Genomic DNA, 13,615 nt, shown 5'->3' with positions numbered 1-13,615 from the left:
AGCAAGCACACAACCGCCAAACGGCGTGGAACAAGGCCCACGACAGTAAGATGGCAAGCGGCCGCCACAGCGCGGCCAACCGCTCACCCACCACACAGCGGAAAGGACGCAGCAATGAACACATGGCGCAAAAGTCTTGCGACCCTGGCCCTGCTGGCGAGCACCGCACATGCCGCGGCGGCCGACGACATCATCCTGACCGTGACCCAGAGCACCGGGCAAGCACACCATTTCACCCTGCAACAGCTTGCCGCGCTGCCGCAAGCCAGCATCACCACCGCCACGCCGTGGACCACCGGCAAGCACCACTACCGGGGCGTTGCGATCAGCACCCTGCTCCAGCAGCTGCGGATCGCACCGCAAGCGCTCAAGGTTCACGCGCTGAATGACTTCTGGGCCAGGATACCCACCACCGTGGCGCTGCAATACCAGGCCATCCTGGCCACCCACGTCGATGGTCAGCCGATGAACCGCCGCAACAAGGGCCCGCTGTGGATCATCCTGCCGTTGAGCGAGCACCCCGAGCTCAACCACGAGAAATACCACAACTACATGGTGTGGCAAGCCAGAACCATAGAAGCCGAATGAATCATGGGCAAAGTCAGGTTCCTCTTCTTCGCCGCCGTCATGTGCACCTTCCTCGCGGTGACCGCCTGGTCGACGTGGAACTATGAGCGCACCTTCCGCACCATCACCACCTACACCCAGACTTCGGCCTGGGCGCTGGCGCAGCTGGAAATCGACGTCTACCGCCTGCAGGAAACGCTGAAGCTGTACCAGGTCGGCCACGCCGACAACAAGCAGCTCAGCCTCAGCTACGACATCGCCTGGAACCGCATGGACGTGTTCCTGACCGGCGAAGCGACCAAGGAAATCCGCCAGCGCTTTGCCGCCGAGGAGCTTGTGCGCCGCATTCTCGACGTACTGCAACGCCATGAGCGCACCATCGCCGCGCCCTCCCCGAGCGACCCGACGCTGGCGCAGATGAGCCAGGAGCTGGATGCACTGATTCCGCGGCTGCGCGACATCATGGTGCAGAATTTCACCGGCCCCAATGCGCTGCAGGAAACCCGCCTGCTGGACGAGGCCAAGATCCGCAACTTTGCCGCCATCGGCATCCTGCTGCTGTTCAGCCTCATCATGCTGGCGCTACTGTTCCGCGAGTCGAAAAAACAGCACTTCCTAGCCTGGAACGACGTGCTGACGCAGCTGCCCAACCGCGCCGCGTTCATGCACCAGCTGGCGCAGCTGACCGCGGCGCCGGAGGCGCAGGTAGTGCTATGCCTGGTCGACCTCAGCCGCTTCAAGGAGGTCAACGACAGCTTCGGCCACGCCGCCGGTGACCGGCTGCTGGCGCAGATCGCCGAGCTGCTGCTGCAGCACCGGAACGAGGAGGTCTACCTGGCGCGCATCGGCAGCGACGAATTTGCGCTGGTGATGTTCGGCAACATGTCCGGCTACAGCTGGTTCGCCTACTCCCGCAAGATCTACAACCAGCTCGAACGGCTGCTGCACAGCGAAGATCCGGCCCACCGCGTGAAACTGAACATGGGCATCAGCCAGTACCCGCAGCACGCCAGCTCGGTGGAAGAGATGGTGCTGTTTGCCGATCTGGCACTGCTGAGCGCCAAGCAGGACAAGCAGCTGCACTACCAGGTGTTCAACCGCTTCATGCTCGACCAGTACCAGCGCAAGCGGCTGCTGGCCGGCCACCTGCAGGAGTTGCTGGCCGAGCCGCAGAATACCGAGCTCTACCTGTGCTACCAGCCGATCATCAACATCAGCCAGCCGCAGCAGCTGGGGGTGGAGCTGCTGATCCGCTGGAACCATCCCAAGCTGAACTTCATCAACCCGCCGGATATCATCCAGATCGCCGAGGAAAACGGGCTCGGCGAGAAGCTGGGCGAATGGCTGTTCCGCCGCATGCGCCTCGATATCGCGCGCTTCCCGGCCGATACCCTGCGCCACATCCACTTCTCGATCAATCTCAGCAGCTCGATCTTCAACCAGAACCTGGTCAACCGCGTCAGTGACTGGCTGCAGGGCGGCCCGCTGCCAGCCAGCCAGCTGATCCTGGAGCTGACGGAAAACATCGCACTGGAAGACGTGCAGCTCAGCCGCAAGATCTTTACCCAGCTGAAGGAGAGGCAGATCCGCATCGCGCTGGACGATTTCGGCACCGGCTGGTCGTCGTTTTCCTACCTGAAGGATCTCAATTTCGACAAGCTCAAGATCGACAAGTCGTTCATCAAGCATCTGGACCGGGACAAGCGGCTGCCGCTGTTCGTGCAGGCGATTACCGACCTGTCGCACCAGCTGGGCATTTCCGTGGTCGCCGAGGGCGTGGAGACCGAAAGCGAGCTGCGCAAGATCCTCGAAATCGGCGCCAACGAGATCCAGGGCTACTATTACTCGCGGCCGCTCAGCGCGGACGCCTTCCTCGACTACGCCCAGCACTACCTCGCCACCCGCGTGCACGAAACCAGGACAGACCTCGCCTGACGCGTGATCGCGGCCATGAAAAAACCCGCCAACCGGCGGGTTTTTTCATGCTGCGTGCTTCCAGACTCAGGCGCTGGCCGGCACTGCGGCCAGAACCGCCTGCAGCAATTGCCACGCCTTGCCGACCGAGGCCACCTCCACCCGCTCGCCCGGCGCATGCGCGCCGCGGATATTGGGGCCGAACGACACCATGTCCATCTGCGGATACTTGGCGCCGATGATGCCGCACTCCAGCCCGGCGTGAATCACCTGCACGCCGGAATCGGCGCCGAACTGCTGGCGATACACCTGCTGGAACAGCGCCAGCAACGGTGAGCCCGGATTCGGCGCCCAGCCCGGGTAGCCGCCCTCGGTTTCCACCTCGAAACCGGCCAATTGGAACAGGTCGACGATCTCGCCGGCCAGACTCCGGAAGCCGCTGTCCAGCAGCGAGCGCACCATCAGGTTGGCAAACACCTTGCCGTCGGCAATGCTGATCACCCCCAGATTATTGGACGTTTCCACCACGCCACCGACGCGCTGGCTCATGCGCTTCACGCCGTGCGGCGCCGCGTGCAGTGCACTGAAGATCGCCTGCTGGTCGGCCGGTGCCAGCACCTCGCCGGCGCTGGCAAGGTTGGCCGCAATGCTCACGCCTTCGTCGACACCGGCCAGCTCGAAGCGCATCAGCGCCTGGAATGCGTCCAGATACGCCGCCAGCTTGTCGCCGTCGGCGGCCGGATAGGCGACCACGGCAAAGGCTTCGCGCGCCAGCGCATTGCGTGCGGTGCCGCCACTGAACGAGGCCACGCGCAGGTCGGTGACCGCCTCCAGCTCGCGCAGCAGGCGGATCAGCACCTTGTTGGCATTGCCGCGACCGAGGTGGATGTCGGCGCCGGAGTGGCCGCCGACCAGCCCGGACACCGTCAGCTGGCGCACCTCGAAGCCCGCCGGCAGCGGCTGCGGCTGGTAGCTGCGCCGTGCGTTGACATCGATGCCGCCGGCACAGCCCATGTAGAACTCGCCCCACTCCTCGGTATCGATATTGATCAGCATCCGGCCCTGCAACAGCCCCGGTTCCAGCCCCAGTGCGCCGCCCATGCCGGCCTCTTCGTCCAGCGTCATCAGCACCTCCACCGGGCCGTGCGCGATGTCGTCGCTGGCCAGCACCGCCAGCCCCAGCGCCACGCCGATGCCGTTGTCGGCGCCCAGCGTGGTGTTCTCGGCGATCAGCCAGCCGTCCTTCAGCACCGGTCGGATCGGGTCGTTGAAGAAGTCGTGCACGGTGCCGGTATTGGCCTGGCACACCATGTCGAGGTGGCCCTGCAACACCACGCCGACACGGTCTTCCATGCCCGGCGTCGCCGCCTTGCGCACGATCAGGTTGCCGGCCGCATCGACTACCGTCTGCAGACCGCGCAGTTCCGCCCAGCCTTTCAGATAGTCGCGCAGCACCGCTTCATGCTTGGAAGGACGGGGAATGTCACACAGGGTCTGAAAGTGTTCCCACACGATGGTGGGCTCGAGGGCTGCAATATTCACCACAACAAGACGCTCCTTTATTCCGCCGGCGGAGACAGTTCATGCCAATAATTCCGCCAAAATAATCACAGGGTGACTCGTGACCACCCTTTTTGTAGACAATCCACTTTACCACGCCCCCGAACGGGGCGTCCTGGATGCAAGCGTTTCGCGTTAGCGCCGACCGCCACCGGCCAGCCGCCAAAACGCGAGTGTTTGATTACAATCACGAATCCGATTGGCACAAAAACAACGCCTCATACCGGTATCGTCACAATTTATGCCAGAGCGCTGCCATGCAGCACCCCGCCATTCGCGCCGGCAGGATGATGGTTTGCGGCCAACCTTGTTACAGCGTAATTTTATTACTGCTGTAGCCACTTAAGTACAACGCCATTCCGTACCATAATTACAGACACTCAATAACGGAGAGCAACCCCATGACCCGCCGCACCAAGATTGTCGCCACCCTCGGCCCCGCCTCCAGCGACCCGGCAACACTGGAACGCCTTCTGCAGGCCGGCGTCAACGTCGTCCGCCTCAACTTCTCGCACGGCAGCGCGCAGGACCACATCGACCGTGCCGCGCTGGTACGCAGCACCGCGGAACGACTGGGCGTGCCGGTGGCGATCATGGTTGACCTGCAAGGCCCGAAAATCCGCGTCGGCAAGTTCGCCAACGGCAAGACCACGCTCACCAACGGCCAGCCGTTCATTCTCGATGCCGACTGCGAGCTGGGCGACGACCAGCGCGTCGGCCTCGACTACAAGGAGCTGCCCAACGACGTCGCCAGCGGTGTGGTGCTGCTGCTCGACGACGGCCGCATCGTGCTGACCGTGGAAAAGGTGCTCGGCAACCAGATCCACACCCGCGTCAAGGTCGGCGGCGTGCTGTCCAACAACAAGGGCATCAACCGCCAGGGCGGCGGCCTCACCGCGCCGGCGCTGACCGCCAAGGACATCGACGACATCAAGACCGCGGCGCAGCTGGAAGCCGACTACGTGGCGGTGTCGTTCCCGAAAAGCAGCGCCGACCTGTACATGGCGCGCACGCTGGTGCACGCCTCCGGCAGCCAGGCGCGCATCATCGCCAAGATCGAACGCTGCGAGGCAATCGCCAACCTCGACGACCTGATCGATTCCGCCGACGGCATCATGGTGGCGCGCGGCGACCTGGCGGTGGAAGTCGGCGACGCCGCGGTGCCGGCGCTGCAGAAGCGCATGATCCGCCTCGCGCGCGAACGCAACAAGCTGACCATCACCGCCACCCAGATGATGGAATCGATGATCAGCAGCCCGGTGCCGACCCGCGCCGAGGTCTCCGACGTCGCCAACGCGGTGCTGGACGGCACCGATGCGGTGATGCTGTCGGCGGAAACCGCCGCCGGCCAGTATCCGGTGGAGACGGTGGAGTCGATGTCGCGCGTCTGCCTGGAAGCGGAAACCTCCTCCGACTACCAGCTGGAGCGCGCCTTCCTCAACCGCGAATTCAGCCGCGTCGACCAGTCCATCGCCATGGCCGCGCTGTTCACCGCCAACCACCTGCCGGTACGCGCACTGGTGGCGCTGACCCAGACCGGCTCCACCGCGCTGTGGATGAGCCGTGTCAACTGCGGCGTGCCGATCTACGCGCTGACACCGGAGGTGAGCACCTACCGCCGCCTGGCGCTGTACCGCGACGTGTTCCCGATGCTGCTGCCGACCGCCGCCGACTCGAAAAAGCTGCTCGCCGCCGCCGAGCGCAAGCTGATCGACCAGGGGCGTGTCGAGCAAGGCGACATCCTGGTGGTCACCGTCGGCGACAGCGTCGGCCTGATGGGCAGCACCAACACCCTGAAAATCATCAAGGCCGGCGAAGGCCGCTAAGCCGTCACGGGCCGGCGCAACACCGGCCCGCCTCACCCGTACGGCTTGCGGCCAACGTTGGCCGCAAGCCGCCGCCAGGCCGACCAGCCCCGATAAGCGCTGCGACATCCCCTTCCCCAATACCGCCGCCAGCTAACCGGCAATCCTGCCAAGCCCTTGATCCGCAAACATTCACGCCAAAAAACCACAATCCCGCAGCCAGCACAGCAATTAAGCTTGCCTTGTTTTTTGAATTCGTACACAATCAAAAACAAGGAGGAATCAAAATGTCATCGCAAGGAGGAAAGCGCGAAGGCGCCGGTCGCAAATCCCGCTTCGGCGGTGACAAGACCGTCGCCATGCGCGTACCGGAGCCGCTGAAACCGGTACTGGAAAACTGGCTCGACGAATACCGCAGCCTGCGCAGCATCAACCACAGCAGCATCGGCGACATCGCCCTGCTTGGCGAGGCGCTGAAAAACCTGTCGCTGCCGCTGTTTGCCAGCCGCGTGCCGGCCGGTTCGCCGGTCGCCGCCGACGACCTGAAAGAGGCCGACATCGACCTCAACCAGCATCTGGTGCGCAAGCCGGCGTCGACCTTTCTCGTCACCGTCAAGGGCGACTCGATGATCAATGCCGGCATCCACGACGGCGACATGCTGGTGGTCGACCGCTCGCTGGAGCCGCGCAACGGCAAGGTGGTGGTGGCGGTGATCAATGACGAACTGACGGTGAAACGGCTGGAGCGCTCCGCTGGGCGGGTGCGCCTGCTACCGGAAAACCCGGCGTTCAAGCCGATCGAAGTACCCGAGGATGCCAGTTTCTTTATCTGGGGCGTCGTGACCAACGTCATTCACGCCGTGGACTGACCGCAAGGAGCAAGCCATGAACAGCTACAACGACCCGATCAAGATGATGTTCCGTGACTGGAAACGCCTGCCGCGCGCCTTTCGCGCCGTGGTCGCCGGCCAGCCGCAGGTGCTGCTGACCCGCATCGGCCACAGCTATTTCGTGCCGGTGGAATTCGTCGGCTGACACCGCCGCCTACCGGCGCGTCCGGTCCGCCAGACAATGCGGCCAACCTTGCCCCAAGGTTGGCCGCAATTCCTTCCGCCATCACATCCAGCCACACCCATCACATCGACGCAAGCAACACCCCCGCTCGCTCAGCCGAAGCGGCGCATCGCGTCCAGCGCCAGGCCGCTACCGATACTGCCATAACGGTCGCCCTCGACCTTGGCCGCCTGTGGCAGCAGCGCCGCCACCCGCTCGCGCAGCAAGGGCACCGCACTGGCGCCACCGGTAAAGAACACGGTATCGATCTGCGCGGCGGTAATGCCGGCGTCTAGCAGCAGGCGGCTGATGGTCTGCGTCACGCTGTCGATCTGGCGCTCGATCGCCTCGTCGAACTGGCCGCGTGTCAGCTGGTGCGTCAGGCCGGCGGCAATCTCGTCCAACGCCAGCTGGTGCACCTCGCTATCCGACAGCGCAATCTTCGCCGCCTCCACCTGGATCGCCAGCCAGTGGCCGGCGCGCTTGTTGATCACCGAAAACAGGCGGTCCAGCTTGTCGCGCTCCAGCGCATCGACGTACACCCCCTGCAGGTCGGCCAGCGTCTTGCGGGTGTAGGCAAAGTTGATGGTGTGCCAGGTGGCGAGGTTGAAGTAGTAGCCGGACGGCACCTCGGCATTGTTCTTCAGCCGCGTGCGGTAGCCCAGCAGCGGCATCACGCTGTGCAGGCTCAGCTGCTTGTCAAAGTCGGTACCGCCGATATGCACGCCGCCGTTGGCGAGAATGTCATCGCGGCGATCCAGCAGGTGGCGGCGCTGCGGCGACAGCCGCACCAGCGAAAAGTCGGAGGTACCGCCGCCGATATCGACGATCAGCACCAGCTCTTCACGCTCGATGCGGCTCTCGTAGTCAAAGGCTGCCGCAATCGGCTCGAACTGGAAGGCGACCTCCTGAAAACCGGCGCGGCGCGCGACATCGGCCAACGTGTCCTGCGCCAGCTGGTCGGCGACAGGATCGTCATCGATGAAAAACACCGGCCGGCCGAACACCGCGCGACTGAATGCCTGCCCCGCCTGCTGTTCGGCGCGCTGCTTCAGGGTGCCGATGAAGGAGGACAGCAAGTCGATGAAACGCAATGCGCGGCCATTGACCTCGGTCTGGCCGTTCATCAGGCTGGTGCCGAGCAGGCTCTTCAGCGAGCGCATCAGGCGCCCCTCGTAGCCGTCCAGGTATTCGCCGATCGCGGCGCGGCCAAAGGCGGTGCTTTCTTCCTCGGCATTGAAGAACACCACCGATGGCAGGGTCGCCTTGTCGTCTTCCAGCATCAGCAACTGGCTCTGCCCGGCGCGGAAACAGGCGACCGTGGAGTTGGAGGTGCCAAAATCGACACCGCATGCCGGAATAACCATCGTGCAACCCGTTCATTCAATAAGGAGGGGGCAGGATTGTAGCAGAAGCGCCGCTGACGCCCGAGACAAATGCGGTGCCGTGGCGCGCGCCGGACTACCGTTGCGGCCAACCTTTACGCTGTTGCCGGCAGCAACAGGCGGCGAACCGCGTCATACGGCGCGCAGCAGGCCACAACGGGCGTCATTCGAAGCGCGCATTCCATTGCGGCGTACGCGCCACCAGAAAGTCGACAAACACCCGCACCGCCGGCACCAGATGGCGGCGGCCGGTAAAGGCCAGGTGCAGGATGCCGCCCGGCATGGAGAAATTCGGCAACAGCCGCCGCAGCCGGCCATCGGCCAGCGCCTGCTGGCAGACCAGCACCGGCAACGCTGCCACCCCGCAGCCGTCGATCGCCGCCTGTGCCAGTACCACCAGGTTGTCGGTCATCAGCCGTGGCGATGCCAGTTGCACGGTGTACAGCTGGCCAACCTCGTCATGCATCGTCCACTCGCCGCGACCGTCGGGCCGCGACATCACCAGCGCCGGCCATGACGCCAGATCAGATGGGCGCTGCGGCAGACCACGCTCGGCCAGCAGCGACGGGCTGGCCACCAGGAACGAGGAAGACTGCCCCAGCGGGCGCGCCACGATGCTGGCACTGTCTTCCAGCCGCAAGCGCACCCGCAGCGCGACATCGATGCCGTCATTGATCAGGTCGACACGGCGCCCGGTCACCTCCAGCAGGATGCGAACCTCCGGATACTGAGCCATGAACTCGGGCAGCAACGGCGCCAGCAGCGACTGCGCCAGCAAGTCCGGACAGCTCACCCGCACCAGGCCGCGCGGCACGTCGGTGGCGCGCGCGATCGCCTCCTGCGCCGCCTCCGCCTCGGCCAGCATCGCCTGGCAGTGGCCGAAGTAGGCCTGCCCCACCTCGGTCAGCGCCAGCCGCCGCGTCGTCCGCTGCAGCAACTGCACCCCCAGCTGCGCCTCCAGCTCGGCAACCCGACGCGACAGCCGCGACTTGGGCACCCCGATCTGCCGTGCCGCGGCCATGAAGCCGCCGTGCTCGGCCACCTTGGCAAAGAAATACAGATCGTTCAGGTCATGCATTGTGCGCGCTCCAGCAGCATTGACATCAAATTCAGGACAATCATTCCCGATTTCGCAGTCTAGTCCGATATTGTCGCAAAAACTATCATACGTTCCATTGCTACAGCCAACCGGCACCCACCCGAAACGGAGCTCACCATGAAAATCCTGCACCTTGATTCCAGCGTTCTCAACGACAACTCGGTTACCCGCCAGCTGACCCGCGCACTGGTCGACAGCCTGCAAGCACAACACGGCAGCACCGGCGTGATCTACCACGACCTGGCCAGCAACGAGATCCCTCACCTGTCGGGCGAGATCCTTGGCGCCGCCTTCACCGCAGAAAGCGACTGGAGCGAGCTGCAGCGCACCGAGCGCGCCCGCAGCGAACAGCTGATCGGCGAATTCCTCGGCAGCGAGATCCTGGTCATCGGCGCACCAATGTACAACTTCTCCATCCCGTCGCAACTGAAAGCCTGGATCGACCGCGTTGCAGTCGCCGGCCGCACCTTCAAGTACACCGAAACCGGCCCGGTTGGCCTGGCAGGCGGCAAAACCGTCTACGTCGTTTCCGCTCGCGGCGGCGTCTACAGCAACGAACAAGGCCAGGCCATGGACTTCCAGGAAGACTACCTGAAGACCGTACTCGGCTTCCTCGGCATCAGCGACGTGCGCTTCATCCGCGCCGAAGCCGTCTCCATGGGTGACGACGCCCGCAGCAACGCCCTGAACGCAGCCAAAGAAGCCATCGCCCAAGCCACGCGCTAAGCGGCCAAAAGCACTTCTTGGCTGTAAAAACAAAAAGGCAAGCCGGACCGGCTTGCCTTTTTGCATGCTTGAAACACGAACCTCTCGCCACTCTCAACGCCAGCAAGCGCAGCTAAGCGACCAGCCCCGACAAGCGGGCTCTTGAAGTACTCCGCCTAACTCGTGGCGACATCACCCACATCGCCATCAAGATAACGCCACAAACCCTGCTCGCGCACAAAGCGGCTACTCTCCTGCATCCGCCCGGCACGGCCGTTGATCTTGTAGCGGGCAATAAAGGTTACTACGCCGGTCTGGTCCTGCTCGCCACCGGCCTCCGTCGACAGAATGCTCAGCCCCAGCCACTTGACCGCGGCGTCCAGCAACGGCTCGTCCGGCAAATTTTCCGCCGCCCAGCTCTGGCGCAGATAGCCCTCGTCACCCAGCACAAAGGCGCTATAGCGCGAACGCATCAAGGCCTCGGCGCTCGGCACCGGCTGCCCCCTATGATACCGGCCGCAGCAGGAGGCATAGAGTTGGCCACTACCACACGGGCACACTGCGGCACTGTTTGCTGTTTTTCGTTTCATCACGTCACTGCCCCAGTGCCGGCATGCTGTACAGCTTGAGCATGAAACTGGTGAATGCCGGCTGTGCCGGTTTGCTGGCCAAGCGCGGCCAACGTTCCAGCCACATCTGCAAGCGCTGTTGCATCAGTTGCTGTGCCTTGGCACCGTCAATCTGCCCGGCATCACGACGCACCGCAATCTGGCGATAGAGGGCAAACACGTCATCATCGACCGCATTGCGGCCAACCAGTTGCACGCGCAGCGCCCCCAGCTGATCGGCAACCGCCACCCGGCTCAGTTCGCCCTTGGCGACCCGCGCCGACAGCGCTTGCGCCTCCTCGTACAGCCGCTGCGATGGCGACACGACGGCAGGCCGCACCGCGACTCCACCGCTTGTGCCAGGCAAAGGAGGCAGCACCGCGCACGCCGACAGTGCACCCAAAATAAAAACGACCATGAATATCTGTTTCATGGTCGTTATTGTAACGCTGCGCTCACTCACTTCAAGCAAGGTGCTCAAATAATGGCGTCGACAGGTAACGTTCGCCAAAGGACGGGATCACCACCACGATCAGCTTGCCGGCATTTTCAGGACGCTTGGCCAGCTGCAAGGCGGCCCACACGGCGGCACCGGAAGAAATCCCGACCAGCACGCCTTCCTTGGTCGCCACGGCGCGCGCCGTCTCGAAGGCATCATCGTTCTTGACCCGGATCACTTCATCGTAGATCGCCGTATTCAGGATTGCCGGCACAAAACCGGCACCGATACCCTGGATCGGATGCGGGCCCTTGGTACCGCCGGACAGCACCGGCGATGCATCCGGCTCGACCGCCACAATCTGCACCCCGGGCTTGCGCGCCTTGAGCACCTCGCCCACGCCGGTAATGGTACCGCCGGTGCCAACACCGGCCACGAAAATATCGATCTGGCCATCGGTATCGCGCCAGACCTCTTCGGCAGTGGTCTGACGATGGATCTCAGGATTGGCCGGATTCTCGAACTGCTGCGGCAGGAAGTAGGTTTCAGGGTTGGCCGCAACCAGTTCATTGGCCTTGGCGATGGCACCACCCATACCTTCCGGGCCAGGGGTCAGGATCAGCTCCGCACCATAGGCGCGCAGCAATTGGCGACGTTCGCGACTCATCGTCTCCGGCATGGTGATCACCAGCTTGTAACCGCGCGCCGCGCACACCATGGCCAGCCCGATACCGGTATTGCCCGATGTCGGCTCGACAATAATCGTCTCCGGCCCGATCTTGCCGGCCCGCTCCGCCGCATCAATCATCGACACGGCGATACGGTCCTTGACGCTGTGCCCCGGGTTAAAGAACTCCAGCTTGGCGACCACCGTCGCCCCCACGCCCTCGGTTACCCGATTGAGGCGCACCAGCGGAGTATTGCCGATCAGCTCCGTTACAGAATTCGCGATGTGCATTTTATTCCTCCAGTCCATCTTTCATGGCGATAGATATTGCCATTTATTCTAACCAGCACCACCATTGATGGCTAATACCAATTCTTGCTAAGCATTGATCCGATCGCATTGATTCCCGGATGGCATGTGGCATGTTGTCACACCACCCCAGCCAATCGGTATCAGCTGATGCCGACCAGCACCTTCTGCCACGCACGATGGACTTCCTCATCAAAGGCGACAAAGACAATCTTGCGCAGCGCCGGCGGCGGTGTCGCCAGATAGGTTTCCACCACATGCCAGGCAATATTGGCCGCAGCCAGCGGTGGAAAATGATTGGCGCCACAGCTGATGGCGGCAAAGGCGATTGAGGTCACTTGCTTCTCTGCCGCCAGTTGCAGGCTCTTGTAGTAGCAGGACGCCAGCAATTGCGCTTCGTTGTCTTCGCCACCTTTCCACAGCGGCCCAACCGCATGGAAAATCCAGCGCGCAGGCAAGGCAAAGCCCGGCGTGACATAAACCTCACCTGCGGCACAACCATTCAGCTGCAAGCAGGCCGACAGCAGCTCGCCACCGGCCGCGCGGTGCACCACCGCGTCCACCCCGCCGCTACCGCGCAGCGAAACGTTGGCCGCATTCACGATTGCCGAGACATCCAGCTGCGTAATATCGCCACGCCAGACCTCAATCCGCACGCCGTTACGAACGGTCAGCATTGCTGCACCTCAAACAAGTACTGCACAAGAAAAACCCCTCGCGAGAGGGGCTGGCAACATCGGGGCGTTACGCTTCAGAAACATCGGAAGCCACAGGGTCGACGGCAGGCTGCGGCGCCTCAGCAGCGGTAGCGGGTTTCTCCGCTTTCGGCAGGCACATTTTCTCGGCAGCTGCTTTTTCCTCGGCCGAAACCACACCCACCGGCTTCAGCGCGAGATCGAAGCGTTTGCCACCGCGCGCCAACGACTTCACGTAGCGCTGCTTACGGCAATGATTGGCCAGCATGCGCGAAACCAGTTGCGGATCAAACTGCGGCAGCTCCGCAATCAAGGCCTCATGAATCCCCAGCGCCAAGGGACGGAATAGTTTGAACACGTCGTACTTGGCGTAAACATGTGCCGCAATCATTTCTGTCTGGCTTTTCTTGCTAAGACTCTGGACAGCCGATTTGAGCGCCGCACCGAGCGCGGTTTCATTGTTGGACTTCATCTGAGGATTCTTCATGGTTAATCTCATGGGGCAACACGGAGAGGCGACAAGTAGTGAACGACCCACTCTGACACGATCCGAAAAAAGACGCCTATCTTAATGCAGAGCTGACCTTGTTGCTACGACTACCGTCATCGACTCGTACTATAGGACACAAGCCATCGTTTGGCGCTCGCATGCCGTGCCTTAGCACAGCCAAGTGGCCAAGGTTGGCCGCGCAAAGCACAAAGCCCAGCTCGGTTGAGCTGGGCTTTGTTTATGGGGCGTCTGGCGGTGTCCTACTTTCACACAGGTATCTGCACTATCATCGGCGCTAAGGCGTTTCACGGTCCTGTTC

Annotated in this window: 14 protein-coding genes; 6 read left to right on the top strand and 8 right to left on the bottom strand. The window is 63.0% G+C overall.

Going from position 1 to position 13,615, the window contains the following annotated elements; all coding sequences use genetic code 11:
- Positions 1 to 114: 114 nt before the first annotated feature.
- Positions 115 to 588 (top strand): putative pterin-binding protein, encoded by a 474-nt coding sequence (locus PQU89_RS10625; protein WP_272765807.1) that lies wholly within the window; start codon positions 115 to 117, stop codon positions 586 to 588.
- Between the two features lie 3 nt (positions 589 to 591).
- Positions 592 to 2,502, top strand: a complete 1,911-nt coding sequence (locus PQU89_RS10620) for a putative bifunctional diguanylate cyclase/phosphodiesterase (protein ID WP_272765806.1) — start codon at positions 592 to 594, stop codon at positions 2,500 to 2,502.
- Positions 2,503 to 2,568: 66 nt separating this feature from the next.
- On the opposite strand, the gene PQU89_RS10615 is transcribed toward PQU89_RS10620, so the two are convergent.
- Entirely contained in the window at positions 2,569 to 4,023 is a 1,455-nt protein-coding gene (locus tag PQU89_RS10615) for an aminoacyl-histidine dipeptidase (RefSeq protein WP_272765805.1), read from the bottom strand.
- A 419-nt stretch (positions 4,024 to 4,442) separates the two neighbouring features.
- On the opposite strand from PQU89_RS10615, the gene pyk reads away from it, so the two are divergent.
- The 3 genes from pyk to PQU89_RS10600 all read left to right on the top strand — a co-directional run bounded on the left by pyk (position 4,443) and on the right by PQU89_RS10600 (position 6,881).
- Complete coding sequence (gene pyk / locus PQU89_RS10610) at positions 4,443 to 5,867, top strand: pyruvate kinase (RefSeq protein ID WP_272765804.1); 1,425 nt, start codon at positions 4,443 to 4,445, stop codon at positions 5,865 to 5,867.
- Between the two features lie 266 nt (positions 5,868 to 6,133).
- A complete protein-coding gene (locus PQU89_RS10605) occupies positions 6,134 to 6,715 on the top strand; it encodes a LexA family protein (RefSeq protein ID WP_047966519.1) in 582 nt (193 codons plus the stop codon).
- A gap of 16 nt (positions 6,716 to 6,731) precedes the next feature.
- Positions 6,732 to 6,881, top strand: coding sequence for a hypothetical protein (locus PQU89_RS10600; RefSeq protein WP_170152080.1), 150 nt, complete (start codon positions 6,732 to 6,734; stop codon positions 6,879 to 6,881).
- A 131-nt stretch (positions 6,882 to 7,012) separates the two neighbouring features.
- On the opposite strand, the gene PQU89_RS10595 is transcribed toward PQU89_RS10600, so the two are convergent.
- Positions 7,013 to 8,266 (bottom strand): Hsp70 family protein, encoded by a 1,254-nt coding sequence (locus PQU89_RS10595; protein ID WP_272765803.1) that lies wholly within the window; start codon positions 8,264 to 8,266, stop codon positions 7,013 to 7,015.
- Between the two features lie 181 nt (positions 8,267 to 8,447).
- The gene (locus PQU89_RS10590) at positions 8,448 to 9,362 is read right to left on the bottom strand and encodes a LysR family transcriptional regulator (RefSeq protein ID WP_272765802.1); all 915 of its coding nucleotides are present in this window, start codon (positions 9,360 to 9,362) and stop codon (positions 8,448 to 8,450) included.
- A 138-nt stretch (positions 9,363 to 9,500) separates the two neighbouring features.
- On the opposite strand from PQU89_RS10590, the gene PQU89_RS10585 reads away from it, so the two are divergent.
- Complete coding sequence (locus PQU89_RS10585) at positions 9,501 to 10,109, top strand: FMN-dependent NADH-azoreductase (protein ID WP_047966522.1); 609 nt, start codon at positions 9,501 to 9,503, stop codon at positions 10,107 to 10,109.
- Between the two features lie 155 nt (positions 10,110 to 10,264).
- Here PQU89_RS10585 and PQU89_RS10580 read toward each other — a convergent pair whose 3' ends face one another.
- The 5 genes from PQU89_RS10580 to PQU89_RS10560 form a co-directional block, all read right to left on the bottom strand.
- Complete coding sequence (locus PQU89_RS10580; RefSeq protein ID WP_272766035.1) at positions 10,265 to 10,678, bottom strand: YchJ family protein; 414 nt, start codon at positions 10,676 to 10,678, stop codon at positions 10,265 to 10,267.
- A 4-nt stretch (positions 10,679 to 10,682) separates the two neighbouring features.
- Positions 10,683 to 11,036, bottom strand: a complete 354-nt coding sequence (locus tag PQU89_RS10575) for a hypothetical protein (RefSeq protein ID WP_272765801.1) — start codon at positions 11,034 to 11,036, stop codon at positions 10,683 to 10,685.
- 124 nt (positions 11,037 to 11,160) lie between these two features.
- The gene (gene cysK / locus PQU89_RS10570) at positions 11,161 to 12,093 is read right to left on the bottom strand and encodes a cysteine synthase A (RefSeq protein WP_272765800.1); all 933 of its coding nucleotides are present in this window, start codon (positions 12,091 to 12,093) and stop codon (positions 11,161 to 11,163) included.
- Between the two features lie 161 nt (positions 12,094 to 12,254).
- On the bottom strand, positions 12,255 to 12,788 hold the full coding sequence (locus PQU89_RS10565) for a macro domain-containing protein (protein WP_272765799.1): 534 nt from the start codon (positions 12,786 to 12,788) through the stop codon (positions 12,255 to 12,257).
- A gap of 67 nt (positions 12,789 to 12,855) precedes the next feature.
- Positions 12,856 to 13,293, bottom strand: a complete 438-nt coding sequence (locus PQU89_RS10560; protein WP_272765798.1) for a ProQ/FINO family protein — start codon at positions 13,291 to 13,293, stop codon at positions 12,856 to 12,858.
- Positions 13,294 to 13,615 lie beyond the last annotated feature (322 nt).

Origin of the sequence: Vogesella indigofera, from assembly GCF_028548395.1 — a bacterium.
In the GTDB taxonomy this organism is placed as follows: domain Bacteria; phylum Pseudomonadota; class Gammaproteobacteria; order Burkholderiales; family Chromobacteriaceae; genus Vogesella; species Vogesella indigofera_A.
This window is presented reverse-complemented; position numbering and strand designations above follow the sequence as displayed.

Bases quoted from the DNA above. Each gene is read 5' to 3' on its own strand.
- PQU89_RS10625 (WP_272765807.1), top strand. From the start codon at position 115: ATGAACACATGGCGCAAAAGTCTTGCGACCCTGGCCCTGCTGGCGAGC.
- PQU89_RS10620 (WP_272765806.1), top strand. From the start codon at position 592: ATGGGCAAAGTCAGGTTCCTCTTCTTCGCCGCCGTCATGTGCACCTTC.
- pyk (WP_272765804.1), top strand. From the start codon at position 4,443: ATGACCCGCCGCACCAAGATTGTCGCCACCCTCGGCCCCGCCTCCAGC.
- PQU89_RS10605 (WP_047966519.1), top strand. From the start codon at position 6,134: ATGTCATCGCAAGGAGGAAAGCGCGAAGGCGCCGGTCGCAAATCCCGC.
- PQU89_RS10600 (WP_170152080.1), top strand. From the start codon at position 6,732: ATGAACAGCTACAACGACCCGATCAAGATGATGTTCCGTGACTGGAAA.
- PQU89_RS10595 (WP_272765803.1), bottom strand. From the start codon at position 8,266: ATGGTTATTCCGGCATGCGGTGTCGATTTTGGCACCTCCAACTCCACG.
- PQU89_RS10590 (WP_272765802.1), bottom strand. From the start codon at position 9,362: ATGCATGACCTGAACGATCTGTATTTCTTTGCCAAGGTGGCCGAGCAC.
- PQU89_RS10585 (WP_047966522.1), top strand. From the start codon at position 9,501: ATGAAAATCCTGCACCTTGATTCCAGCGTTCTCAACGACAACTCGGTT.
- PQU89_RS10580 (WP_272766035.1), bottom strand. From the start codon at position 10,678: ATGAAACGAAAAACAGCAAACAGTGCCGCAGTGTGCCCGTGTGGTAGT.
- cysK (WP_272765800.1), bottom strand. From the start codon at position 12,093: ATGCACATCGCGAATTCTGTAACGGAGCTGATCGGCAATACTCCGCTG.
- PQU89_RS10565 (WP_272765799.1), bottom strand. From the start codon at position 12,788: ATGCTGACCGTTCGTAACGGCGTGCGGATTGAGGTCTGGCGTGGCGAT.
- PQU89_RS10560 (WP_272765798.1), bottom strand. From the start codon at position 13,293: ATGAAGAATCCTCAGATGAAGTCCAACAATGAAACCGCGCTCGGTGCG.